Source organism: Pseudomonas donghuensis (assembly GCF_000696345.2).
Lineage (GTDB): Bacteria > Pseudomonadota > Gammaproteobacteria > Pseudomonadales > Pseudomonadaceae > Aquipseudomonas > Aquipseudomonas donghuensis.
In genome coordinates this window covers 1701361-1724649 of the sequence record NZ_CP071706.1, presented here as the reverse complement: position 1 = coordinate 1724649, position 23289 = coordinate 1701361, and the positions used below count along the sequence as shown (strand labels likewise).

Annotated in this window: 19 protein-coding genes and 1 riboswitch; of the genes, 3 read left to right on the top strand and 16 right to left on the bottom strand. The window is 61.8% G+C overall.

The genetic code is table 11. The features are described 5' to 3' along the window. Positions 1–66: 66 nt before the first annotated feature. Both BV82_RS07910 and alaS read right to left on the bottom strand, forming a co-directional pair. Positions 67–1302, bottom strand: coding sequence for an aspartate kinase (locus BV82_RS07910; RefSeq protein WP_010226665.1), 1236 nt, complete (start codon positions 1300–1302; stop codon positions 67–69). A gap of 88 nt (positions 1303–1390) precedes the next feature. Next, positions 1391–4009, bottom strand: coding sequence for an alanine--tRNA ligase (gene alaS / locus BV82_RS07905; RefSeq protein WP_036994269.1), 2619 nt, complete (start codon positions 4007–4009; stop codon positions 1391–1393). 353 nt (positions 4010–4362) lie between these two features. Continuing rightward, a riboswitch (FMN riboswitch) is annotated at positions 4363–4514 on the top strand. A gap of 92 nt (positions 4515–4606) precedes the next feature. Here alaS and BV82_RS07900 point away from each other — a divergent pair. Further along, a complete protein-coding gene (locus BV82_RS07900) occupies positions 4607–5113 on the top strand; it encodes a 6,7-dimethyl-8-ribityllumazine synthase (protein WP_010226662.1) in 507 nt (168 codons plus the stop codon). 84 nt (positions 5114–5197) lie between these two features. On the opposite strand, the gene astE is transcribed toward BV82_RS07900, so the two are convergent. From astE to acs, 13 genes are all read right to left on the bottom strand, one after another. Further along, on the bottom strand, positions 5198–6205 hold the full coding sequence (gene astE / locus BV82_RS07895) for a succinylglutamate desuccinylase (RefSeq protein ID WP_010226661.1): 1008 nt from the start codon (positions 6203–6205) through the stop codon (positions 5198–5200). Positions 6206–6215: 10 nt separating this feature from the next. Then, the gene (locus BV82_RS07890; protein WP_010226660.1) at positions 6216–6506 is read right to left on the bottom strand and encodes a topoisomerase II; all 291 of its coding nucleotides are present in this window, start codon (positions 6504–6506) and stop codon (positions 6216–6218) included. 14 nt (positions 6507–6520) lie between these two features. Continuing rightward, entirely contained in the window at positions 6521–7870 is a 1350-nt protein-coding gene (gene astB / locus BV82_RS07885) for an N-succinylarginine dihydrolase (RefSeq protein ID WP_010226659.1), read from the bottom strand. A gap of 24 nt (positions 7871–7894) precedes the next feature. After that, positions 7895–9361 (bottom strand): succinylglutamate-semialdehyde dehydrogenase, encoded by a 1467-nt coding sequence (astD, locus tag BV82_RS07880; protein ID WP_162835454.1) that lies wholly within the window; start codon positions 9359–9361, stop codon positions 7895–7897. Then, positions 9358–10383, bottom strand: coding sequence for an arginine N-succinyltransferase (gene astA, locus BV82_RS07875; protein ID WP_010226656.1), 1026 nt, complete (start codon positions 10381–10383; stop codon positions 9358–9360). Before astA ends, astD begins: the two co-directional genes overlap by 4 nt. Before the next feature lie 74 nt (positions 10384–10457). Then, positions 10458–11477 (bottom strand): arginine/ornithine succinyltransferase subunit alpha, encoded by a 1020-nt coding sequence (gene aruF / locus BV82_RS07870; RefSeq protein WP_010226655.1) that lies wholly within the window; start codon positions 11475–11477, stop codon positions 10458–10460. Positions 11478–11609: 132 nt separating this feature from the next. Then, a complete protein-coding gene (locus BV82_RS07865; RefSeq protein WP_036994263.1) occupies positions 11610–12830 on the bottom strand; it encodes an aspartate aminotransferase family protein in 1221 nt (406 codons plus the stop codon). Positions 12831–13135: 305 nt separating this feature from the next. Next, the gene (argR, locus tag BV82_RS07860; protein ID WP_036994261.1) at positions 13136–14116 is read right to left on the bottom strand and encodes a transcriptional regulator ArgR; all 981 of its coding nucleotides are present in this window, start codon (positions 14114–14116) and stop codon (positions 13136–13138) included. Positions 14117–14214: 98 nt separating this feature from the next. Then, positions 14215–14979: an ABC transporter ATP-binding protein gene (locus BV82_RS07855; RefSeq protein ID WP_010226650.1), complete on the bottom strand. Its 765-nt coding sequence runs from the start codon at positions 14977–14979 to the stop codon at positions 14215–14217. Positions 14980–15045: 66 nt separating this feature from the next. Further along, the gene (locus tag BV82_RS07850) at positions 15046–15744 is read right to left on the bottom strand and encodes an ABC transporter permease (protein ID WP_010226648.1); all 699 of its coding nucleotides are present in this window, start codon (positions 15742–15744) and stop codon (positions 15046–15048) included. Further along, positions 15741–16430, bottom strand: coding sequence for an ABC transporter permease (locus BV82_RS07845; protein WP_010226646.1), 690 nt, complete (start codon positions 16428–16430; stop codon positions 15741–15743). The genes BV82_RS07850 and BV82_RS07845 overlap by 4 nt, the downstream gene beginning before the upstream one ends. A 90-nt stretch (positions 16431–16520) precedes the next feature. Beyond that, positions 16521–17306 (bottom strand): ABC transporter substrate-binding protein, encoded by a 786-nt coding sequence (locus BV82_RS07840; protein WP_036994260.1) that lies wholly within the window; start codon positions 17304–17306, stop codon positions 16521–16523. A 576-nt stretch (positions 17307–17882) separates the two neighbouring features. Continuing rightward, positions 17883–19844 carry an acetate--CoA ligase gene (gene acs, locus BV82_RS07835; RefSeq protein ID WP_036994259.1) on the bottom strand — a complete coding sequence of 654 codons (1962 nt, stop codon included), beginning with the start codon at positions 19842–19844 and terminating at the stop codon, positions 17883–17885. Positions 19845–20248: 404 nt separating this feature from the next. Here acs and BV82_RS07830 point away from each other — a divergent pair, with 404 nt between their 5' ends. Next, positions 20249–20509: a DUF2790 domain-containing protein gene (locus BV82_RS07830; protein ID WP_036994258.1), complete on the top strand. Its 261-nt coding sequence runs from the start codon at positions 20249–20251 to the stop codon at positions 20507–20509. Positions 20510–20634: 125 nt separating this feature from the next. Here BV82_RS07830 and BV82_RS07825 read toward each other — a convergent pair whose 3' ends face one another. After that, a complete protein-coding gene (locus BV82_RS07825; protein ID WP_010226638.1) occupies positions 20635–22191 on the bottom strand; it encodes a sigma-54-dependent phenylalanine hydroxylase transcriptional regulator PhhR in 1557 nt (518 codons plus the stop codon). 281 nt (positions 22192–22472) lie between these two features. Between BV82_RS07825 and phhA the strand changes: the two genes are divergently transcribed. Next, entirely contained in the window at positions 22473–23261 is a 789-nt protein-coding gene (gene phhA, locus BV82_RS07820; protein WP_010226636.1) for a phenylalanine 4-monooxygenase, read from the top strand. Positions 23262–23289: the final 28 nt, after the last annotated feature.

Genomic DNA, 23289 nt, shown 5'->3' with positions numbered 1-23289 from the left:
ACAGATTTCTCACACCAGCCAGAAAAACGAAGGGCGCGGCCAAGCCGCGCCCCTGAGGCAGTCGCCTTACTCACCCTGTCGGGCAGGGGCGTCCAGCTCGAAGGCGGTGTGCAGGGCGCGCACCGCCAGCTCCAGGTACTTCTCTTCGATAACCACCGAGACCTTGATCTCGGAAGTGGAGATCATCTGGATGTTGATGCTCTCCTTGGCCAGCGCTTCGAACATGCGGCTGGCCACACCGGCGTGGGAACGCATGCCGACGCCGACGATCGAGACCTTGGCGATGTTGGTGTCACCCACCACTTCGCGGGCGTTGAGCTCCGCGGCAGTCTTGTCCAGGACCTTGTGGGCCTTGTCGTAGTCGTTGCGATGCACGGTGAAGGTGAAGTCGGTGGTGTTATCGTGCGAAACGTTCTGCACGATCATGTCGACTTCGATGTTCGCGGCACTGATAGGGCCGAGGATCTTGAAAGCAACGCCCGGGGTATCCGGTACGCCACGAATGGTCAGCTTGGCTTCATCGCGATTGAAGGCGATGCCGGAAATGATCGGCTGTTCCATGGATTCCTCTTCATCAATGGTAATGAGGGTACCCGGACCCTCCTGGAAGCTGTGCAGCACGCGCAGCGGGACGTTGTACTTGCCGGCGAACTCGACAGCGCGGATCTGCAACACCTTGGAACCGAGGCTGGCCATTTCCAGCATCTCTTCAAAGGTGATCTTGTCCAGGCGCTGGGCCTGGGCCACCACGCGCGGGTCGGTGGTGTAGACACCATCGACATCGGTGTAGATCTGGCACTCGTCAGCCTTCAGCGCTGCCGCCAGGGCCACGCCGGTGGTATCGGAGCCACCACGACCAAGGGTGGTGATGTTGCCGTGCTCGTCGACACCCTGGAAACCTGCGACCACCACCACGCGGCCGGCCTTGAGGTCGCCACGGATTTTCTGATCGTCGATCTGCAGGATACGCGCCTTGTTGTGCGCGCTGTCGGTGAGGATCCGCACCTGGTTACCGGTGTAGGACACCGCCGGAATACCGCGCTTGATCAGGGCCATGGCCAGCAAGGCGATGGTCACCTGCTCGCCGGTGGAGACGATCACATCCAGTTCACGCGGAACCGGCTGATCGCTGATCTTCTTGGCCAGGTCGATCAGGCGATTGGTTTCACCGCTCATCGCCGACAGTACAACCACCAGGTCATCGCCGGCTTCGCGGAACTTCTTGACCTTGTCGGCAACCTGCTCGATTCGCTCGACTGTGCCGACCGAGGTACCGCCAAATTTCTGTACGATCAACGCCATTTCAAAGCCGCCTCAGCCCATGAAGGGCACCCAATAAACATTCAAACGACGCCATGGCCCGCCACTAGACAGCGGGCCGATGTACGCCTTAAACGCCCTGCTCCACGAATGGCACGGTCAGGGCCAGCGCGTTGTCCAGCGCTGCGGTGTCTACGCCACCACCTTGCGCCATGTCCGGACGACCACCGCCCTTGCCACCCACCGCGGCAGCGGCTTGTTTCATCAAATCACCGGCTTTGAGTTGGCCAGTCAGGTCCTTGGTCACACCGGCAACCAGTACGACCTTTTCCTCATGGACACTGCCGAGCAGGATCACTGCGCGGCCGAGTTTGTTCTTCAGCTGATCGACCAGCGCCAGCAGCGCCTTGCCGTCCTGGCCATCGAGACGCGCGGCCAGGACCTTGACGCCCTTGACCTCGACGGCTGCGTTGGACAGGTCGTCGCCAGCAGCGCTGGCGGCCTTGGCCTGCAGTTGCTCCAGCTGTTTTTCCAGCTGGCGGTTGCGCTCGAGCACGGCCGAGAGCTTGTCGATCAGGTTGTCGCGACTGCCCTTGACCAGTTGCGCGGCTTCCTTGAGCTGCTCTTCGGCAGCGTTCAGGTACGCCAGTGCGGCAGCGCCGGTGACCGCTTCGATCCGGCGTACGCCGGAGGCCACGCCACCTTCGCTGATGATCTTGAGCAGGCCGATATCACCGGTACGCTTGGCGTGGATACCGCCGCACAGTTCGACGGAGAAATCGCCGCCCATGCTCAGCACCCGCACGCTGTCGCCGTACTTCTCGCCGAACAGCGCCATGGCGCCCTTCTGCTTGGCGGTTTCGATATCGGTCTCTTCGGTTTGCACCTCGGAGTTCTTGCGCACTTCGCGGTTGACGATGTCTTCCAGGGCCTTGAGCTGCTCTGGCTTGACCGCCTCGAAGTGACTGAAGTCGAAGCGCAGGCGCTGGCTATCGACCAGCGAGCCCTTCTGTTGTACGTGATCGCCCAGCACCTGGCGCAGCGCCGCGTGCAGCAGGTGGGTGGCGGAGTGGTTCAGCGAGGTGGCGTGCTGGACATCGGCATCGACGCGGGTCTGCACCTGAGTACCGACGACCAGGGTGCCGCTGGCCACCACACCGTGGTGCAGGAAGGCGCCGCCGGTCTTGGTGGTGTCGCGCACGTCAAAGCGCACATTGCCGGCCTGCAGGTAGCCGGTGTCACCGACCTGGCCGCCGGATTCGGCGTAGAACGGCGTGCGGTCGAGGATGACCACGCCCTCCTCGCCTTCGCCCAACTGTTCGACGACTTTACCGTCCTTATAAAGAGCAACGATGTTGGCGCTGCCTTCGGTGGCGCTGTAGCCGGTGAACTCGGTGGCCACATCGACCTTGACCAGGGTGTTGTAGTCCAGGCCGAAGGCGCTGGCGGAACGGGCGCGCTCACGCTGGGCTTCCATCTCGCGCTCGAAGCCTGCCTCGTCGATGGTCAGCTCGCGTTCGCGGGCGATGTCGGCGGTCAGGTCCATCGGGAAACCGTAGGTGTCGTACAGTTTGAACACCACGTCGCCCGGTACCACGGTACCCTTGAGCTCGGCCAGGTCCTGCTCGAGGATCTTCAGGCCCTGCTCCAGGGTCTTGGCGAACTGCTCTTCTTCAGCCTTGAGCACGCGCTCGATGTTGGCCTGCTGCTGCGTGAGCTCAGGGAAGGCTTCGCCCATCTCGGCCACCAGGGCGGCAACGATCTTGTAGAAGAAGCTGCCGGTGGCGCCCAGCTTGTTACCGTGGCGGCAGGCGCGACGGATGATGCGGCGCAGCACGTAGCCACGGCCTTCGTTGGACGGCAGCACGCCGTCGGCAATCAGGAAGCTGCAGGAACGGATGTGGTCGGACACCACCTTGAGCGACGACTGCTCCTGGTTGGCGCAGCCAATGGCGGCGGCCGAAGCGCTGAGCAGGTTGCGGAACAGGTCGATCTCGTAGTTCGAGTGCACGTGCTGCATGACCGCACTGATACGCTCCAGGCCCATGCCGGTATCCACCGACGGCGCTGGCAGCGGGTGCAGCACGCCATCGGCGGTGCGGTTGAACTGCATGAAGACGTTGTTCCAGATCTCGATGTAGCGATCGCCATCTTCTTCCGGCGAGCCGGGTGGGCCGCCCCAGATGTCGGCGCCGTGGTCGTAGAAGATCTCGGTGCACGGGCCGCACGGGCCGGTATCGCCCATGGTCCAGAAGTTATCGGAGGCGTATGGCGCGCCCTTGTTGTCACCAATGCGCACCATGCGCTCGGCCGGCACGCCGATCTCTTTGGTCCAGATGTCGTATGCCTCATCGTCGCTGGCATAGACGGTGACCCAGAGTTTCTCTTCCGGCAGGTTCAGCACCTTGGTCAGGAAGGTCCAGGCGTAGGTGATGGCGTCACGCTTGAAGTAGTCACCGAAGCTGAAGTTACCCAGCATTTCGAAGAAGGTGTGGTGACGGGCGGTGTAGCCGACGTTTTCCAGGTCGCTGTTCTTGCCGCCGGCGCGCACGCACTTCTGGCTGCTGGTGGCGCGGGTGTAGGCGCGCTTTTCCTGACCAAGGAAGCAGTCCTTGAACTGGTTCATCCCCGCGTTGGTGAACAGCAGGGTCGGGTCGTTGCCCGGAATCAAGGAGCTGGAGGCAACTCGGGTGTGTCCCTGCTCTTCGAAGAAGCGAAGGAAGGCTTCACGGATTTCTGCGCTTTTCATAGGTTCTTCCACGGAAACGGCGGCCTTAAGGCAAATGCTTGCGTCAAATTGACGAAACGACGGCAAAGGGCCGCATTATATCGGGCCTTCGGCTTGGGTGCAGTGTGTTTATGCTATAGAAACCGTCAATTGGACGGCCTGCAACGACAACGACAGCGAAAAACCGCTCACCGCCACCCCGCCGGGCCTCTACGGGCCTGATTTTGATCTGGTGACACGGTATTACTGGGGCCGCACACAGCAATTGGCAAGGTTTCCCGGATGAAATGTCATTCATCCGGGAAAAAACGTTAGCAGCCTATACGTTTACCTGACATCTGTGCTAATAATTCCCCGCCGCCGAGTATCGACGGCAACGTTCTCAGGGCGGGGTGCAATTCCCCACCGGCGGTAATTGCGCGCAACGCGCATAGCCCGCGAGCGCTTGCAGGCCAGCCTGCAAGGTCAGCAGACCCGGTGTGATTCCGGGGCCGACGGTCATAGTCCGGATAAAGAGAGAACGGGATAGGTGCAGCCGCGCCTGTCGTTGTGCACCTGCACGGCGAAATCCCCTTCGATCCAGCGCCCTGTTTCTCATACAAACAGGAGTCCGTTTCAATGCAACCCACCGCAATCGATAGCAAGAACCCTTCCCACGAGCGCATCGCCTTCATCCAGGCCTGCTGGCACAAGGAAATTGTCGACCAGGCACGCAAGGCCTTTGTCGAGGAAATGGGTAAACAAGGCTATCAGGCCAGCGACATCGACTTCTTCGAAGTCGGCGGCGCCTTCGAGATCCCCCTGCACGCCAAGCTGCTGGCCCGTGGCGGTCGCTACGCCGGTATCGTCGCCGCCGGCCTGGTGGTCGATGGCGGCCTGTACCGCCACGAGTTCGTTGCCCAGTCGGTGATCAGCGGCCTGATGCAGGTGCAACTGGAAACCGAAGTACCGGTGTTTTCGGTGGTGCTGACCCCGCACCACTTCCATGCCGGCGATGAGCACCAGAACTTCTACTTCGAACATTTCCTGGTCAAGGGGGCCGAGGCGGCCAAGACCTGTGCCGATACTTTGCAGAAGTTGCGCGCTCTGCGCCGCAATGAAGTGCCACAGAAGATGGCCGGCTGAGAATGCCGCTGGAGGAGCGGGCTTGTCCCACGATGCGATGCAGCAGGTAGATCGCAATCGCGGGGCAAGCCTGCCCCCACTCAATCAGCCCAGCTGTTCGGGGTTGGCGGGGACGATCAGGATCCCCGCCCGAAGGCCATTCTTGACCTTGGGGTTGGGGAAGATGATGCGGGCGCCCTGCTCCTCGACGATCCAGCGCGTATCGGCGATGTCCTCGGCCAGCAAGTAGCCTGGCTCAAGCTCGGAGAAGTTCTCGATATCCGCGGGCAGGTTCAGACGAAAGTGCTCGCTGTGCTTGATGATTTCGCGAGCCACGCTGAACAGCTGCAAACCATCCAGTGCTTCAGGCGCTTCAGGCTCAGTGCCTTCAATGATCTGTTTCAGGCGGGTTTCCAGGCGCTCGAGGTTGACCTGAGCGTTTTGCCCGAACGGCCGTGCCTTGCCCAGCTCCAGGGTAAAGGCTTCGGCCTCAAGCTGCTCATAGGTATAAGCGGTGAAGGTGATCGAGACCTTGCTTTGCAGCAGCACCGCCTCCATGCCGGCCGCGCCCAGGCGCGCCAGCTCGCGGCGCGAATGCTGGCGACCGTCCTTGTACGGATAGAGGGCGAACTGCTCGATCTTCGACCCGCGAATGGCAGTGTGCAGGTCGTAATGCAGGCGACTGCGCCCAGGGATGCTGAAGAAAGTCGCCGCCAGGCGCTCCAGTTCACAGGCACGCAGGGCTTCGGCACCACTGGTCTGATCGTGGCGGCCATTGAACAGGCGGTTGACGTCCTGCTCGATGTAACGCTCACCGCGGCGAATCGCCTCGGGGTTACCGAACAGGAAGAGAATACGGGCACAAGGCTTGAGATCGCCACGGGCGATGTCGTGCAGCAGCCGATCGAGCAACTCGATCGGTGCGGTTTCGTTGCCATGGATGCCTGCCGACAACAGCAGGTCCAGGCCATTGTCACGGGCTTCGGGTGGGCGCACTTCGAGGGCGCCCTCACCGAGCCAGCGCATACGTACGCCGTCGACAGTCAGCTGGGTCTTCTCTGCCGGTTCGCGACCGGCCAGGGTCAGTTCAAGCAGTTTGCCGAGGGCGAGCATGGGCTATTCCTTAGTGATGGTGGCCGCAATCAGGACCATGGACGTGATCATCATCGTCGCCGGCATCGGCCGGTTCCATTTCCAGCTGCAGGCTCACCAGGTTGGTGGCCAGTGGGCGCAGCAGCAGGTTGGCGTACTCGGTGTCGTCTTCTTCGACGTCGACGCCGATCAGCAGCTGACCACGGCCATCCTGCTGAATCCATACCTCCTTGCCTTGCCAGACCACCGCAAAGCGGGTGCAGGAAGTTTCCAGCTGGGTACCATCGTCATCTTCAAGGATCAGCTGCAGGGCGTCGGACATAGTCGAATTCTCTCTCAAGGTTGGAGTTGGAACGGATAGACCGAACCCAGTTTGAGGATCTGGGTCAGCTCATCCAGTGCCGTACGACATTCCAGCAACAGCTGCGGATCGGCCAGGTCGGTTTCGCTCAGGCGATCGCGGTAGTGCTTGTCGACCCACTGGGTCAGGGTGTCGTACAGCGGTGCGGTCATGATAACGCCTGGATTGACCGCCGCCAGTTCCGTTTCATTCAATGCCACGCGCAAGCGCAGGCACGCCGGCCCGCCGCCGTTCTGCATGCTCTGCTTGAGGTCGAAGACCTTGACCTCGCCAACCGGCCCGCCGGCGCTGGTCAGGGCGCTCAAATAAGCCCAGACCCGCTCGTTGTTGCGGCACTCTTCCGGCACGATCAGCAGCATCGAACCATCGGCGCGAGACAGCAACTGGCTGTTGAACAGGTAGGAACGCACTGCGTCCTCTACCGTGACAGCCGAGCGCGGTACGCAGATCGCCTTGAAGTTACCGCCCCGTTTAGCCAGTTTAGCCTGCAGTTGGGCAAGCATCGCCTCCGTCTCGAGGAAGGCGTCCTCGTGGTAGAACAGCACTTCGCCGTTACCCACCGCGATCACATCGTTATGGAACACGCCCTGGTCGATCACCGCCGGGTTCTGCTGGGCGTAGACCACACCCTCCTCGCTCAGCCCGTGCAGGCGTGCGACGGCTTGCGAGGCTTCGAGGGTCTGGCGCGCCGGGTACTTCTGCGGCGCCGGATAACGGGTGTCGAAGGCGCTGCGGCCATAGACGAAGAACTCGACGCCGGCCTCGCCATAGCTGCGGCAGAAGCGCGTGTGGTTGGCCGCGCCTTCATCACCGAACTGCGCCACGGCCGGCAGCGCCGCGTGGTGGGCAAAGTGCTGCGAATTGGCGAACATGGCGCCGAGCACGCGACTGGTTGTCGGGTGCTCGATGCTGCGGTGGTATTTGCAGTTGAGGTTGGCGGCGGTGAAATGCACGCGGCCGTCAGCGGTGTCGGCACTCGGGCTGACCGTGGCGGCGTTGGCCACCCACATGCTCGATGCCGAGCAACTGGCGACCAGCAGCGGCATGGCCTCTTTGGCTGCCCGCTCGATCACTTGCGCGTCAGTGCCGGCAAAGCCCAGGCGACGCAACGCGGCCACGTCCGGACGCTCCTGCGGGGCCAAAACACCCTGCTGGAAGCCCATCTCCATCAACGCCTTCATTTTCGCCAGGCCCTGACGCGCCGCTTCCCGCGGGTTGGACGCCTGCTGGCTGTTGCTTTGCGAAGCAACGTTGCCGTAGGACAGCCCGCCGTAGTTGTGCGTCGGTCCGACCAGACCATCAAAATTCACTTCAAACGATTTCATCGGCAAGGCTCCGTGGACCTTTTGTTATAGGGAGACGCCTGGCGTCAGTGTGGCGGGCAGGGTCAGGCTGGCGGTCTCCAGCGAGGCTACCGGGTAAGCGCAGTAATCGGCCGCGTAGTAGGCACTGGCGCGGTGGTTGCCGCTGGCCCCCACACCACCGAATGGCGCGCTGCTGGCGGCGCCGGTCAACTGCTTGTTCCAGTTGACGATACCGGCACGGCTTTGCAGCCAGAAGTACTGATAGCGCGCGTGGGAATCGGACAACAGGCCGGCTGCCAGGCCGTACTGGGTGTTGTTGGCCTCGGCGATCGCCGCATCGAAATCGCTGTAGCGAATCACCTGCAGCAGCGGGCCGAAGAATTCTTCGTCCGGGCGATCCGCTACCGCGCTGACATCGATGATGCCTGGGGTCAGCAAGGCCGCCGTGGCCTGCGGCTGGGTCATTTGCAGCAGCGCGATACCGCCGTTGCCCAGCAGTTGCGCCTGTGCATCGAGCAATGCCTTGGCCGCGCCCAGAGAGATCACCGAGCCCATGAACGGCGCCGGCTGCTGATCAAACGCACCGACAGAGATGTTCTTGCTCACCTCGACCAGCCGCTTGAGCAGCGCATCGCCCCAGGCGCCTTGCGGTACCAGCAGGCGGCGCGCACAGGTGCAGCGCTGGCCGGCGGAAATGAACGCCGACTGGATAATGGTGTACACCGCGGCGTCCAGGTCTTTGACCTCGTCGACCACCAGCGGGTTGTTGCCGCCCATCTCCAGGGCCAGGATCTTGTCCGGACGCCCGGCGAACTGCTGGTGCAGCAGGTTGCCGGTGCGGCTGGAGCCGGTGAAGAACAAGCCGTCGATGCCCGGGTTGGCGGCCAGGGCCACGCCGGTTTCGCGGGCGCCCTGGACCAGGTTGAGCACACCCGCCGGCAGGCCGGCCTCGATCCAGCACTTGACCGTCAGCTCGGCGACTTTCGGGGTCAGCTCGCTCGGCTTGAACACCACGGTGTTACCGGCCAGCAGCGCCGGCACGATGTGACCGTTGGGCAGATGGCCGGGGAAGTTGTACGGGCCGAACACCGCGACCACGCCATGGGGCTTGTGCCGCAGCACGGCGGTGGCATCGGCCAGCGGGCCGCTCTTTTCACCGGTGCGCTCGCGGTAGCTCTGTACCGAAATCGCCACCTTGTTGACCATGCTGGTCACTTCGGTCGCAGCTTCCCACAGCGGCTTGCCGGTTTCTTCACCGATGCAGCGTGCCAGTTCGTCGGCATTGGCCTTGAGCGCGGCGGCAAAGGCCTCGAGCACGCTGATGCGCGCGTCCAGCGACTGCAGCGCCCAGCCGGCAAAGGCCTGGCGTGCGGCCTTGACCGCACTGTCGACCTGCTCGGCATTGGCGCCCTGGCCTTGCCAGACAACCTGTTGGCTGACCGGATCGAGCGATTGCAGCGCTTCACCCTGCCCTGCCTGCCAGCTACCGGCGATAAAGTGAGTCGTCATTATTTGGCCTCCCGGGCAGCGGACAGTGGTACGGCACGCACCTGGTCACCGGCGCTCAGGCGCAGGCGTTTGGCGGTCTGTGGATCGACCACCAGGGTGCCGGCCGCCAGGCGCGCAGGTGCGGCGGTGATGCGGCAGTCTTCGCGCTTGCGGTTGTGGATGATGAAAGGGGTTGCGTCGTCGCCCGGGGTGCCAACGGCCAGTACCAGCGCCTGGCTGTCGTGCACGGCGCGGATCTTCGACGTTTCGCACTCCACCGCGGGGCCCGCGTCGAAGATGTCGACATAGCCCTGGTAGCTGAAGCCTTCGCTCTTGAGCATTGCCAACGCAGGCTCTGTGTCGGTATGCACCCGGCCAATCACACTGCGCGCCGCTTCCGAGAGGAAGCAGGTGTACAGCGGGAACTTGGGCATCAGCTCGGCGATGAAGGCCTTGTTGCCAACGCCGGTCAGGTAGTCGGCCTGGCTGAATTCCATCTTGAAGAAGTGCCGGCCCAGGCTTTCCCAGAACGGCGAGCGCCCCTGCTCATCGGACATGCCGCGCATTTCGGCGATGATCTTGTTGCCGAACAGCTCCGGGAACTCGGCGATGAACAACAGGCGCGCCTTGGCCAGCAGGCGGCCATTGAGACCACTGCGGTGATCGCCACGCAAGAACAGCGAGCACAGCTCGGAGTTGCCGGTCAGGTCGTTGGCCAGGAACAGGGTGGGGATTTCCCGATAGATGTTCAGTTCCTGGGACGCGCTGACGGTCAGGCCGACCCGGTAGTTGTACCAGGGCTCACGCAGGCCCACCGCACCGGCGATGGCGGAGATCCCCACCACCACGCCTTCGTCGTTTTCCAGCACGAACAGGTAATCGGCATCGCCACGCTCGGCTTCGCCACGGAAAGTCTTCTCGGCCCAGCCGACCCGGTGTGCCAGGCGCTCTTCGTTGGCCGGCAAGGTGGTCAGGCCGGTGCCGGTGCTGCGCGCCAGCTCGATCAGCGCGGGTAAATCGCTGCTGCGTACGGGACGAACGATCATGCTATCTCCTCGGGCGGCGGCCTTGGGCCTGCCGCAAAACTCGACCTGGGTGCTCGGTTATCGAACCGCAGGGATCAAACCGCGACCAGACGCACGCTGGCGCCTTCGCCGACGCCCAGGGCTTCGGCGGCTTCAAGACTCAGGCTGACCGGCTTGCCAGGTGCCCAATCGAGCTCCAGCAGCACCGCACGGTAATCCTGCAACTGGCCGTTGCAGACCAGGTACGGGCGCCCACCCTTGCTGGCGGTATCGTCCAGCTTGACCGGCATCACCCGGCTCTGGGCAATCGAGCGGATCCCGGAAACCCGCGCATGCAGGGTCGGACCGCCGTCGAAAATGTCGATGTAGTGATCGGTCTCGAAGCCTTCGCGCATCAGGATGTCGAAGGTGATCTGCGCCCGCGGGTGTACCTGGCCCATGGCCTCTTGCGCGGCATCCGGCAGCAGCGGCACGTAGATCGGGTAATGGGGCATCAGCTCGGCCAGGAAGGTCCGGCTCTTGAGACCGCACAGGCGCTCGGCCTCGGCGTAGTTGAGGTCGAAAAAGTTGCGCCCGATGGCGTCCCAGAACGGCGAATCGCCATGTTCGTCGCTGTAGCCGACGATCTCGGTCACCACCGATTCGGCAAAGCGCTCCGGGTGGGCGGCCATGAACAGCAGGCGGCCACGGGAGTTGAGCTCGGCCCAGCCGCTGCCGACCAGTTCCGGCAGCACGTAGAAGCTGGTCAGCAGGCTGTTGCCGGTCAGGTCGTGGCACTGCGACAGGACGTGAATCTTGTTGTGGATCTTCAGCTCCCGCGACGCATGCACGAAGGTCTCGTTACGAAAGCTGTAGAACGGCTCGGAATAGCCGGCCGAGGCAACGATGGCCGAACAGCCGACCAGCTTGCCGGTGCTGCTGTCTTCGAGGACGAAGAAATAGCTCTCCTCGCCATTGAAGCTGACTTCGGCAGCGAAGGACGTTTCCGAGGCGGCAATCTTGTCGCTCAGGCGACCGGCATCATCCGGCAAGGACGTGACACCAATGGGGCTGTCTGCGGCAAGACGCTGTACTTCGCCCAGATCAGCCATTTGCGCGGGGCGCATCACCAGCATGGTGTCACTCCTTTCGGGAAAACAGGCCGACATCCGCCGGCTCAGAGAAAAACAGCAGGCGCCCGCAGGCACCTGCTCTGGAATTCGGTTTCACCGGCCCCGCAGGGCCGATGAAAGGACCAAAGGCTTGAATCAGCCCTGAGTCAGTTTTGCCGCAGCACGCTCGAAACGGTCCAGGCCTTCGTCGATATCGGCATCTTCGACCACTAGGCTCGGGGCAAAACGCACCACGTCAGGGCCGGCTTGCAGCACCATCAGGCCTTCTTTCTCGGCAGCATTGAAGACGTCCTTGGCCTTGCCTTTCCAGGCTTCGGACAATACGCAACCGATCAGCAGGCCAACGCCACGCACCTGGGTGAACAGGCCGTACTTCTCACCGATCTGCTCCAGGCGCGCCTTGAACTTCTGGTGCTTGGCCTTGACGCCGGCCAGCACTTCAGGGGTGTTGACCACATCCAGCACCGCATTGGCTACGGCACAGGCCAGTGGGTTGCCGCCGTAGGTGGTGCCGTGGGTGCCGACGGTCAGGTGCTTGGCCAGTGCTTCGGTGGTCAGCATCGCGCCGATCGGGAAACCGCCGCCCAGGCTCTTGGCGCTGGAGAGGATGTCCGGGGTCACGCCGTAGTGCATGTAGGCAAACAGCTCGCCGGTACGGCCAACGCCGGTCTGCACTTCGTCGAAGATCAGCAGCGCGTTGTGCTTGTCGCACAGCTCACGGGCGCCTTGCAGGTAGGCAACGTCTGCCGGCACCACACCGCTCTCGCCCTGGATCGGCTCGATGACCACGGCGCAAGTCTTGTCGGAGATCTGCGCTTTCAGCGCTTCCAGATCGTTGTACGGCACGTGGCTGATGCCAGTGATTTTCGGCCCGAAACCGTCGGAGTACTTCGGCTGGCCGCCGACGCTGACGGTGAACAGGGTGCGCCCGTGGAAGCTGTTCACGGTGGCGATGATCTCGTGCTTCTCGGGGCCGAAACGGTCGTGGGCAACACGACGGGCCAGCTTGAACGCGGCCTCGTTGGCCTCGGCGCCGGAGTTGCAGAAGAACGCGCGGTCGGCGAAGGTCGCGTCGACCAGCTTGTGCGCCAGGCGCAGGGCCGGCTCGTTGGTGAACACGTTGGACACGTGCCACAGCTTGTTGGCCTGCTCGGTCAGGGCGCCAACCAGCGCCGGGTGGGCATGGCCAAGGACGTTAACGGCGATGCCGCCGGCGAAATCGATCAGCTCGCGGCCCGCCTGATCCCAGACGCGGGAACCCGCTCCACGGACGGGGATGAAAGCCGCCGGTGCATAGTTGGGGACCATCACCTGGTCGAAATCGGCGCGTTGCACCGGAGCTTGCTCAACGGACATCGGAGTCTCCTGAAGAGGAACGCCTGCCTGGAACTGGCGAGCGATGGGGGGATTGTAAGGACAGATCGGCGCCTGACCTTGCCGCCAAGCGACAACTTCTTATAGCGCCAAACCCTGTTTTACCAAGGCTTTCGGCAATGCGACAAATAGGATCGCAAAGGCGCAGTTTAAACGGTGTGAGGGATGCGGGGACACAACTGTATTCGGGCTGCTGCGCAGCCATCGCCGGCAACGCCGACTCCCACAAGGGACTCTGCATACACAACAACAGCGGGAGCCGGCGTTGCCGGCGATAGCAGCGGCGATCAACCGCGCTCGGCGGGCACCGAAGACAGTTCGAACGGGCTGCTGCTACGTCGCTGGTTGCGATCTTCACGCGGCGTTGCGCCAAAGAAGTTGCGATAGGCACTGGAGAAATGCGGCCCCGAGGAGAAGCCACAGGACAGCCCGATCTGGATGATCGACTTGCTGGTCTGCATCAGCATCTGCCGTGCCTTGTTCAGGCGCAGCTCCAGGTAGTACTGGCTCGGCACGCGATTGAGGTATTGCTTGAAGATCCGCTCCAGTTGACGACGCGATACACACACATGCTGGGCGATCTCGTCGGTGGTCAGCGGCTCTTCGATGTTGGCTTCCATCAGCAGCACGGCCTGGGTCAGCTTCGGATGGCTGGAGCCGAGACGGTTTTGCAGCGGAATGCGCTGGCGCTCGCCGCCTTCGCGAATTCGCTCGACCACCAGCTCTTCAGACACCGCACCGGCAAGCTCGGCACCATGATCGCGAGCCAGCACCGCCAGCAGCAGGTCGATGACCGACATGCCGCCGCACGCCGTCAAACGGTCCCGATCCCAATCGAACAAGTGGCTGGTGGCAATGACCTTGGGGAAGCGCTCGGCGAAGTCATCCTGCCAGCGCCAGTGCACCGCAGCCCGATAACCATCGAGCAGGCCCAACTGCGCCAACGGGTAAACCCCCGCCGACAGGCCGCCGACCACGCAACCGGCACGCACCAGCTGCTTGAGTGCGCTGGCCAGGCTCGACGCCACGGCCTGGGGCGGCTCGTCAGCCAGCAAAAACAGCTTCTGGCAACCTTCGAGCTTGCCGGCCCACGGCTCGCCCGGCAGGCGCCAGGCACCTTCGCTAGGTGCTTCAGCCTGCAGGAACGACAGCTCGTAGACCACTTCCGGATGAACCTTCTGGGCAACCCGCAACACCTCTTCCGCCAGCGCCAGGGTCAGGGCCTTGGTGCTGGGCCAGATGAGAAAACCGATTCGCTGGGTGGTCATGGGGTGCGGTCCGAAACCTGAAAAAGGTCAAGAAGTTAGAGCCTGGTCATGCTGCGCGTACGATGCAGCATGACCCATTTTGGTGCAAAACGGCAATCTTACTTCAGGCTGCCCGAAAGGAACTGTTGCAGACGCTCCGATTGCGGGTTGACCAGCACTTCGCGCGGGTTGCCGCTCTCTTCCACCAGGCCCTTGTGCAGGAACACCAGCTGGTTCGACACCTCGCGGGCAAAGCCCATTTCGTGGGTGACCACGACCATGGTCCGGCCTTCCTGGGCCAGCGACTGCATGACCTTGAGCACATCACCGACCAGCTCCGGGTCGAGCGCCGAGGTCGGCTCGTCAAACAGCATCACCTCCGGCTCCATGGCCAGCGCCCGGGCAATCGCCACGCGCTGCTGCTCGCCACCGGACATATGCCCAGGATAGGCGTCCTTGCGGTGGGCGACACCCACCTTGGCCAGGTAATGCTCGGCTTTTTCCAGGGCGTCTTTTTTCGACATGCCCAGCACGTGCACCGGCGCTTCGATGATGTTTTCCAGCGCGGTCATGTGCGACCACAGGTTGAAGTGCTGGAACACCATCGACAGGCGCGAACGCATGCGCTGCAACTGCTTGGGATCGGCGGCCTTGAGCGCGCCGTCCTTGTTGGCCACCAGCTTGAGTTCTTCGTTGTTGAGCAGGATCTTGCCCGCGTGCGGCTGCTCAAGCAGGTTGATGCAGCGCAGGAAAGTACTTTTGCCCGAACCGCTGGAGCCGATGATGCTGATCACGTCGCCTGCCTTGGCCGCCAGGGACACGCCCTTGAGCACTTCGTGACTGCCGTAGCGTTTATGCAGATCTTGGACTTCGAGTTTGTACATGCTGTCGATTCTCACAAAGCAGTCAGTCTTGAGCTAACGCTCAGGGCGAAATAATAGGCGCAGGCCTCAGTGCTTGCGCGGCGCCAGGTAGCCGAGCCAGCGGCGCTCGGCCAGCTTGAACAGGCGCACCAGAATGAAGGTCAGGCACAGGTAGAACACGCCGGCAGTGATGTAGGCCTCGAACGGCAGGTAGTACTGGGCGTTGACCGTGCGCGCCGCACCGGTGATGTCGATCAGGGTGACGATCGACGCCAGGCTGGTGGTCTGCAGCATCATGATCACTTCGTTGCTGTACTGCGGCAGCGCCCGGCGCAGGGCCGATGGCAGGAGGATGCGGCGGTACATCTTGACCCGCGACATGCCCATGGCCTTGGCCGCCTCGATCTCGCCGTGCGGCGTGGCCTTGAGGCTGCCGGCGATGATCTCGGCGGTATAGGCGCTGGTGTTGATGGCAAAGGCCAGGCAGGCACAGAAGGTCGCACTGGACAGCCACGGCCAGAGGAAGCTTTCCCGCACCACTGCGAACTGGGCCAGGCCGTAGTAGATCAGAAACAGCTGCACCAGCATCGGCGTGCCGCGGATCACATAGGTGTAGAGCCAGGCGCTCATGTTCACCAGCGGCTGCTTGGACACCCGCATCAGCCCCAGCGGGATGGCCGCCAGCAAACCGAACAGCAGCGACAGCGCCAGCAGCTTGAGGGTGGTCAGCAGGCCGCTCAGGTACAGCGGCAGCGCTTCCCAGATGACGTTGTAGTCGAAAATCATAGATCAGCCGCCTTTACGCCAACCGAGTAGCGCTTCTCGAGGTAACGCAGGGCCAGCAGCGAAACACTGGTGATCACCAGGTACAGCGCCGCTACCGCCAGGAAGAAGGTGAAAGGCTCGCGGGTGGCGTCGGCCGCCTGCTTGGCCTTGAACATCATGTCCTGCAGGCCGACCACCGAAATCAGTGCGGTAGCCTTGGTCAGGACCAGCCAGTTGTTGGTGAAGCCAGGGATCGCCAGGCGAATCATCTGCGGCACCAGCACCCGGAAGAAAATCTGCAGGTTGCTCATGCCATAGGCCATGCCGGCTTCGGCCTGCCCCTTGGGAATGGCCATGAACGCGCCACGGAACGTTTCCGACAGATAGGCACCAAAGATGAAACCCAGGGTGCCGATACCCGCCATCAGCGGATTGAGGTCGATATAGTCGTCAAAGCCGAGCAAGGGCGCGACGCGGTTGAGCAGATCCTGGCCGCCGTAGAAGATCAGCAGGATCAATACCAGATCGGGAATCCCGCGGATCACGGTGGAATACAGATCGCCGAGCCAGGCCAGCCAGCGCACTGGCGACAAACGCAGCGCCACACCGATCAGACCGAGCACGATGGCCAGGGCCATGGACGACAAGGCGAGCTGTAGCGTCAGCCACGCTCCGTCGAGGATGACTGCCCCGTAGCCTTTCAACATGATGAGGTCCTCGACCTTAGGGATGAAAAAATGGTGCAAACCTCAGAGTCTCTGCTGCTTGCACCATTGAACAGGTGAAACGTCGACGATTTACTTGGCTTCAGGGCCGTAGATGTCGAAGTTGAAGTACTTGTCCTGAATCTGCTTGTACTTGCCGTTGGCACGGATGGCCGCGATGGCAGCGTTGATGCGATCCAGGTTGGCCTTGTCGCCTTTGCGCACGGCGATACCGATGCCGTCACCAAAGTACTTGGCGTCGGTGAACGACGGGCCAACGAAGGCGAAGCCCTTGCCAGCGTCAGTCTTCAGGAAACCGTCTTCCAACAGCGTAGCATCGGCCACGGTGCCATCCAGACGGCCAGCGGCGACGTCCAGGTAGATTTCATTCTGGGTGCCGTAAGGAACGATGGTGGCGCCTTGCGCACCCAGCACTTCCTTGGCGAAGCGGTCGTGGATCGAGCCGCGCTGCACGCCGATCTTCTTGCCCTTCAGTTCAGTCAGGCCTTCGCTGACGGCAGTACCTTCCTTCATCACCAGGCGAGCCGGGGTCAGGTAGTACTTGCCGGTGAAGTCCACGGACTTCTTGCGATCGTCGGTGATCGACATGGACGACAGGATGGCGTCGATCTTGCGCACCTTAAGTGCCGGAATCAGGCCGTCGAACTCTTGCTCGACCCAGGTGCACTTGACCTTCATCTCTTCGCACAAGGCGTTGCCGATGTCGTAGTCGAAGCCGACGATGCTGCCGTCCGGCGCCTTCGATGCGAACGGTGGGTAGGCGGCCTCGATCCCGATTTTCAACGGTTTCTCATCAGCCAGCGCTGCCAGGGAAAACACGGACAGCGCCAAGGCGCCAAGCAGTGCGAGTTTCTTCATCTGGAACTCCATCGGTAAAGGGCAATACAAGGCAGGGTTGACGACTGCCCGATATGCGAATGGGTACAACGCGAGCTGCGCAGGGTCGGCATTGAAGCAGACGCGACGAGCGAGTGATCGGCATTTTAACGACAGCTCCGAAGCCGATATTTCTTCAATGCGACAACTAGTTACAGAAGCGCAGGAACGCAGGGCCGGAGATATTGACAGCTTTCGCGGAATATGCAAAAGCAAAAGACAAATAACCAATCAATGAAGCAATAAGCGGGCCTATTATTGGCAAAGCCTTCTAATCCGGCAAGCGTAGCGTTTCAGCAGGCCGAAAAGCACCGGCAAAACGCCCCGAAAATGCCCCCTGGCGTTTCGCTTTGCCCCGCTTTTGTGCGAAAGCGGTGACAGAAGGGTTACCGATGATTGTCGAAGTAACAGAATGAACAAAGCCCCGCCGGCAGATGCCAGACGGGGCATTTGAGTAACACATGAGGGCCTCATCGCTGGCAAGCCCGCTCCCACAGTGGAAACATCACCCTGTGGGAGCCGGACTTGTCGGCGACAGGCTGCGAAGCAGCCTCAGACTCAGGCCGAAGCCTTGTTCATGTCCTTGTGGGTATCGATCAGGTGCTGCACCACACTCGGATCGGCCAGGGTCGAGATATCACCCAGGCCTTCGTACTCGGCCGTGGCAATCTTGCGCAGGATGCGGCGCATGATCTTGCCCGAACGGGTTTTCGGCAGCCCCGGCGCCCACTGGATGACATCCGGCGAGGCGATCGGGCCGATTTCCTTGCGCACCCAGTTCTTCAGCTCCAGGCGCAGTTGCTCGGTTGACTCGACTCCACCGTTGAGAGTGACGTAGACATAGATGCCCTGCCCCTTGATGTCGTGCGGCACACCAACCACGGCAGCCTCGGCGACTTTCGGGTGGGCGACCATGGCGCTTTCGATCTCGGCGGTACCCATGCGGTGGCCGGAAACGTTGAGCACATCGTCAACGCGACCGGTGATCCAGTAGTAGCCGTCTTCGTCGCGGCGGGCACCGTCACCGGTGAAGTACATGCCACGGAAGGTCTTGAAGTAGGTATCGACGAAGCGGTCGTGATCGCCGTACAGCGAACGCGACTGGCCCGGCCAGGAATCGAGGATCACCAGGTTGCCTTCGGCAGCGCCCTCGATCAGGTTGCCGAGGTTATCCACCAGCGCCGGCACCACACCAAAGAACGGGCGGGTCGCCGAGCCTGGCTTGAGCGCGGTAGCACCTGGCAGCGGGCTGATCAGCACGCCGCCGGTCTCGGTCTGCCACCAGGTGTCGACGATCGGGCAACGCTCCTTGCCGACGGTGTGGTAGTACCAGTTCCAGGCTTCCGGGTTGATCGGCTCGCCCACCGAACCCAGCAGGCGCAGGCTGGAGCCATCGGCACCGGCCATGGCGGCCTGACCTTCGGCCATCATCGCGCGGATCGCGGTCGGTGCGGTGTAGAGGATGTTGACCTTGTGCTTGTCGACGATCTTCGACACGCGGGTAATGTCCGGGTAGTTCGGCACGCCCTCGAACAGCACGGTGGTCGCGCCGTTGGCCAGCGGGCCATAGACGATATAGCTGTGACCGGTGACCCAGCCAACGTCGGCGGTGCACCAGTAGACTTCACCCGGGCGGTAGTCGAACACCCGCTCGTGGGTCAGCGCGGCATAGACCATATAGCCGCCAGTGGTGTGCAGCACGCCCTTGGGCTTGCCGGTGGAGCCGGAGGTATAGAGGATGAACAACGCCTCTTCGGCCCCCATTTCCTTCGGCGCACAGTGGCTGGAGGCAACCTTCATCAGGTCTTCGTACCAAATGTCGCGGTGCTGGTGCCAGGCGATGTCGCCGCCGGTGCGCTTGCAGACGATGATCTTCTGCACGCTGCTGGTTTCCGGGTTGGTCAGGGCCAGGTCGACGTTGGCCTTGAGCGCGGTACGACGGCCACCACGCAGACCTTCGTCAGCGGTAATGACGATCTTCGATTTGCAGTCGATGATGCGCCCGGCCAGCGCTTCAGGCGAGAAGCCACCGAACACCACCGAGTGGATCGCACCGATACGGGCACAGGCCAGCATGGCAACCACGGCCTCGGGGATCATCGGCATATAGATAGTGACCACGTCACCACGGTGTACATCCTGACCGCGCAGGGCGTTGGCAAACTTGCACACCTGCTCGTGCAGTTCGCGGTAGGTGATATTGCGGTGCTCGGAAGGGTCGTCGCCCTCCCAGATGATTGCAGTTTGATCGCCACGCTCGGCCAGATGGCGATCCAGGCAGTTGTAGGAAACGTTCAGAGTGCCGTCAGCAAACCATTTGATATCGACATGGTGATCGTCGAAGGAGGTCTGCTTGACCTTGGTGAAAGGCTTGATCCAGTCGAGGCGCTGAGCCTGCTCGCGCCAGAAGCCGTCCGGGTTGATCACCGACTGCTGGTACATGGCCTTGTAGGTCGCCTCGTCGGTCAACGTGTTGGCCGCGACCTCGGGACGAACGGGATACAGGGGAGCCGCACTCATCTTTGTTACCTCGGTGTAATAGTTGTTTTTGTATGACCTCGTTGTAACTGTACCAGACTGCGCCGGCCATTCGACGTTGGTAGTAACGACCTCGTCTTTTCTCCCTGCGGCCAGCAGCGAAGCGTCAAGGCCGGGCGTGCACGGCGAAAAATAAAAATATCCCGGCAGCCTGCCAGACGATTGTTACAGTTTCTGCCAACAGTGTTTATCAAAACCGTGGCTGTTTAAGCGCAGGCCGCACTCCTAGAATTCACCTCGCCAGCAACGGCACCACGATTAACTTTCTTGTAGCCCCCCACGAAGGGAAGTTAATCGGCAACTAATCGTGATAGTTGATCCTGTTGTACACGCGGCGCCACAAGCGCTGCGTGCCCCCTTACGACCTTAGACAGGTAAAAATGAAGATGAAAGCTTTACTGGTATTGGCACTGGGTAGTCTTTGCAGCGTGGCCATGGCCGAAGAAGTTGCACAAGGCGGCGCCGAGCAGATCCCGGTTGAACAGTACAGTTACTCGCAGCACCTGGACATCGCCAAAGTCATTTCCATGAGCGAAGTACCGAATGTCTGCGAAGTGGTCCCGGCGCGCATGACCTACGAAGACTCCCAGGGCAAGCGCCACATACTCGAGTACCGGGTGATGGGCAACGGTTGCTCGAACGGCTGAGCCAACGGCTCGACCGCCTGCAGCGCCTCGGTTGTTAATCAACGAGGCGCGCTGCACTCATTGAGCCTCATGCGTGCAACTAACAACCTGCCGTTATTCCCCTTACTTTATTAACAGCGGATTAATTAATCCGATTTGCCAACGCCATGTTCACGCAACTTGTTGGCAATGGTTGTATGGGAAACACCCAAGCGTTTACCCAATGCCCGACTGCTGGGAAATTCGCTCAGCAAACGTTCCAGTACCGCTTTCTCGAAACGCCCGACTATTTGCCCCAGGTCGCCCTCAAGGGAGAAGTCACCCAGCGGCTGACGCCCACCGTACTCCGGCAAGCGAATATGTTCGCTCTTGACCACCCCGCCATCACACAGCGACACCGCCTGGAACAACACGTTCTCCAACTGCCGTACATTGCCCGGCCAGTGGTACTGGCTCAGGCGCTCCATTGCTGGCGGTGCAAGCTTGGGCAGTGAGCAACCGATCTGCCGGCTGGCCTGATCGAGAAAGTGCTCGACCAGCGGCGGCAAGCCATCCAGGCATTCGCGCAATGGCGGAATATGCAGGGAAAGAACGTTGAGACGATGGTAGAGGTCCTGGCGGAACTCGCCACGGGCACACAGCTCGGACAGGTCGACCTGGGTCGCACAGATCACCCGCACGTCCAGATATACCTCTTCATCGCTGCCTACACGACGAAAGCAGCCGTCCTGCAGAAAGCGCAGCAGTTTCACCTGTAAGCGCGGGCTCATCTCACCTACGCCATCCAGGAACAAGGTGCCGCCAGCCGTCAGCTCCAGCAATCCGAGCTTGCCCTCGGCCCGCGCCCCTTCAAAGGCGCCTGGGCCATAACCGAACAATTCGGTCTCGGCCATCGATTCGGGCAACCCCGCACAGTTGAGCGCCATCAACGGCGCCTGGCCACGGGGGCTGGCCAGGTGGCAGGCGCGGGCCAGCAACTCCTTGCCGGTACCGGTTTCACCCTCGATCAGCAGCGGGGCATCCAGCGGCGCCATGCGCCGCGCCTCGCGGACCACCGCCGCCATGACCCGCGAGCTCTGGAAAATGCTGTCGAAGCCGCGCAGCTCCTGCTTGCGCACGTTATAAATGCGCTCACCGATGCGGTCAGCGCGGTGCAGGGTCAATACCGCGCCGGCCAGCGCCTCGCTGTCATCGTGCTCGGATTGCAACGGCGCGATGTCGGCGAGAAACACATCGCCCTTGACCTTGACCCGCAGGCCATTGATACGCGACTTGTTGGCACGCACCAGTTCCGGCAGGTCGAAATCCTCGGCATAACGCGACAGCGGAATGCCCGGCACCTCATCGACCCGCACCCCGAGCAACTGCGCCGCCGCACGGTTGGCGGCAACGATGGAACCGCCCATGTCGATCGACAGCACCGGGAAATCCAGGGCGCCGAGCAGGGCATTGAGTTCCATGTGCCGGCGCTCGCTGGGCATCAGGCCTACACGCTTGACCCCGAACACCCCGGCAATCGACTCGAATTTTGGTCGCAGGGCCTGAAACTGCAGGTTGATCAGGTTCGGGCAGTGCAGATAGATGGCATTGCCATGCTCGCCGCCGACCTCGCCGCGAGCGACGTTGATGCCGTACTCAACCAGCAGGTTGAGAATGTCGCGCAGGATGCCGATGCGGTTCTGGCAATGCACTTTAATACGCATGAAATGTCCTACTAGAAGGCCTGGTACGCGGCACGACAGCGATTTTTTTTGCAGCGACCGAATAATTGTCGTAAAGATTATGTGACAGACAGCCTGACTTTCAAGGAGCAAACCCCCTGATTTATCGGGATTCCGCCAATTTCGTAAAGTTATCGTTACAAATGCGAGTAACTATCACGGCACATCAGCCGCCAGGACGCTACAACCGGCACGCTAGCAGGGTAACACTAGGGGTAATGGCTTGATCACATAACAAGAATGGCCCCCAGCAGGAGAGCAGCATGAAACAGACGCAATACGTGGCTCGCGAGCCCGATGCGCAGGGTTTTATCGACTACCCGCAGCATGAACATGCGGTGTGGAACACCCTGATCACCCGCCAACTGAAGGTGATCGAAGGCCGCGCGTGCCAGGAATACCTGGACGGCATCGATCAACTGGGCCTGCCGCACGACCGCATTCCGCAATTGGGCGAGATCAACAAGGTGCTGGGTGCCACCACTGGCTGGCAAGTTGCCCGCGTCCCCGCACTGATTCCTTTCCAGACCTTTTTCGAACTGCTGGCCAGCAAACGCTTTCCGGTGGCGACGTTCATTCGCACCGAACAAGAGCTCGATTACCTGCAGGAACCGGACATTTTCCATGAGATTTTCGGCCACTGCCCGCTGCTGACCAACCCCTGGTTCGCTGAGTTCACCCACACCTATGGCAAGCTCGGCCTGCAGGCTACCAAGGAAGAGCGCGTGTACCTTGCCCGCCTCTACTGGATGACCATCGAGTTTGGCCTGGTCGATACCCCGCAGGGTCGCAAGATCTATGGCGGCGGCATCCTGTCCTCACCGAAAGAGACCGTCTACAGCCTGTCCGGCGAACCTGAGCACCAGCCGTTCGACCCGCTGGAGGCCATGCGCACGCCATACCGCATCGATATCCTGCAGCCGCTGTACTTTGCCCTGCCTAACCTCAAGCGCCTGTTCGACCTGGCCCACGAAGACATCATGGGCATGGTCCACACAGCGATGAAGATGGGCCTGCACGCACCGAAGTTTCCACCCAAGGTCGCCGCTTGAGCGACCTTGCAAACCAATAACAACCACT

What these genes read in the sequence shown, in the direction of transcription:
- alaS (WP_036994269.1), bottom strand. Translation starts at nt 4,009, where the DNA reads ATGAAAAGCGCAGAAATCCGTGAAGCCTTCCTTCGCTTCTTCGAAGAG.
- BV82_RS07900 (WP_010226662.1), top strand. Translation starts at nt 4,607, where the DNA reads ATGCAACCCACCGCAATCGATAGCAAGAACCCTTCCCACGAGCGCATC.
- argR (WP_036994261.1), bottom strand. Translation starts at nt 14,116, where the DNA reads ATGACCACCCAGCGAATCGGTTTTCTCATCTGGCCCAGCACCAAGGCC.
- BV82_RS07910 (WP_010226665.1), bottom strand. Translation starts at nt 1,302, where the DNA reads ATGGCGTTGATCGTACAGAAATTTGGCGGTACCTCGGTCGGCACAGTC.
- BV82_RS07850 (WP_010226648.1), bottom strand. Translation starts at nt 15,744, where the DNA reads ATGATTTTCGACTACAACGTCATCTGGGAAGCGCTGCCGCTGTACCTG.
- BV82_RS07825 (WP_010226638.1), bottom strand. Translation starts at nt 22,191, where the DNA reads ATGCGTATTAAAGTGCATTGCCAGAACCGCATCGGCATCCTGCGCGAC.
- BV82_RS07855 (WP_010226650.1), bottom strand. Translation starts at nt 14,979, where the DNA reads ATGTACAAACTCGAAGTCCAAGATCTGCATAAACGCTACGGCAGTCAC.
- acs (WP_036994259.1), bottom strand. Translation starts at nt 19,844, where the DNA reads ATGAGTGCGGCTCCCCTGTATCCCGTTCGTCCCGAGGTCGCGGCCAAC.
- phhA (WP_010226636.1), top strand. Translation starts at nt 22,473, where the DNA reads ATGAAACAGACGCAATACGTGGCTCGCGAGCCCGATGCGCAGGGTTTT.
- aruF (WP_010226655.1), bottom strand. Translation starts at nt 11,477, where the DNA reads ATGCTGGTGATGCGCCCCGCGCAAATGGCTGATCTGGGCGAAGTACAG.
- astA (WP_010226656.1), bottom strand. Translation starts at nt 10,383, where the DNA reads ATGATCGTTCGTCCCGTACGCAGCAGCGATTTACCCGCGCTGATCGAG.
- BV82_RS07830 (WP_036994258.1), top strand. Translation starts at nt 20,249, where the DNA reads ATGAAAGCTTTACTGGTATTGGCACTGGGTAGTCTTTGCAGCGTGGCC.
- BV82_RS07865 (WP_036994263.1), bottom strand. Translation starts at nt 12,830, where the DNA reads ATGTCCGTTGAGCAAGCTCCGGTGCAACGCGCCGATTTCGACCAGGTG.
- astB (WP_010226659.1), bottom strand. Translation starts at nt 7,870, where the DNA reads ATGAAATCGTTTGAAGTGAATTTTGATGGTCTGGTCGGACCGACGCAC.
- BV82_RS07840 (WP_036994260.1), bottom strand. Translation starts at nt 17,306, where the DNA reads ATGAAGAAACTCGCACTGCTTGGCGCCTTGGCGCTGTCCGTGTTTTCC.
- BV82_RS07845 (WP_010226646.1), bottom strand. Translation starts at nt 16,430, where the DNA reads ATGTTGAAAGGCTACGGGGCAGTCATCCTCGACGGAGCGTGGCTGACG.
- astE (WP_010226661.1), bottom strand. Translation starts at nt 6,205, where the DNA reads ATGCTCGCCCTCGGCAAACTGCTTGAACTGACCCTGGCCGGTCGCGAA.
- BV82_RS07890 (WP_010226660.1), bottom strand. Translation starts at nt 6,506, where the DNA reads ATGTCCGACGCCCTGCAGCTGATCCTTGAAGATGACGATGGTACCCAG.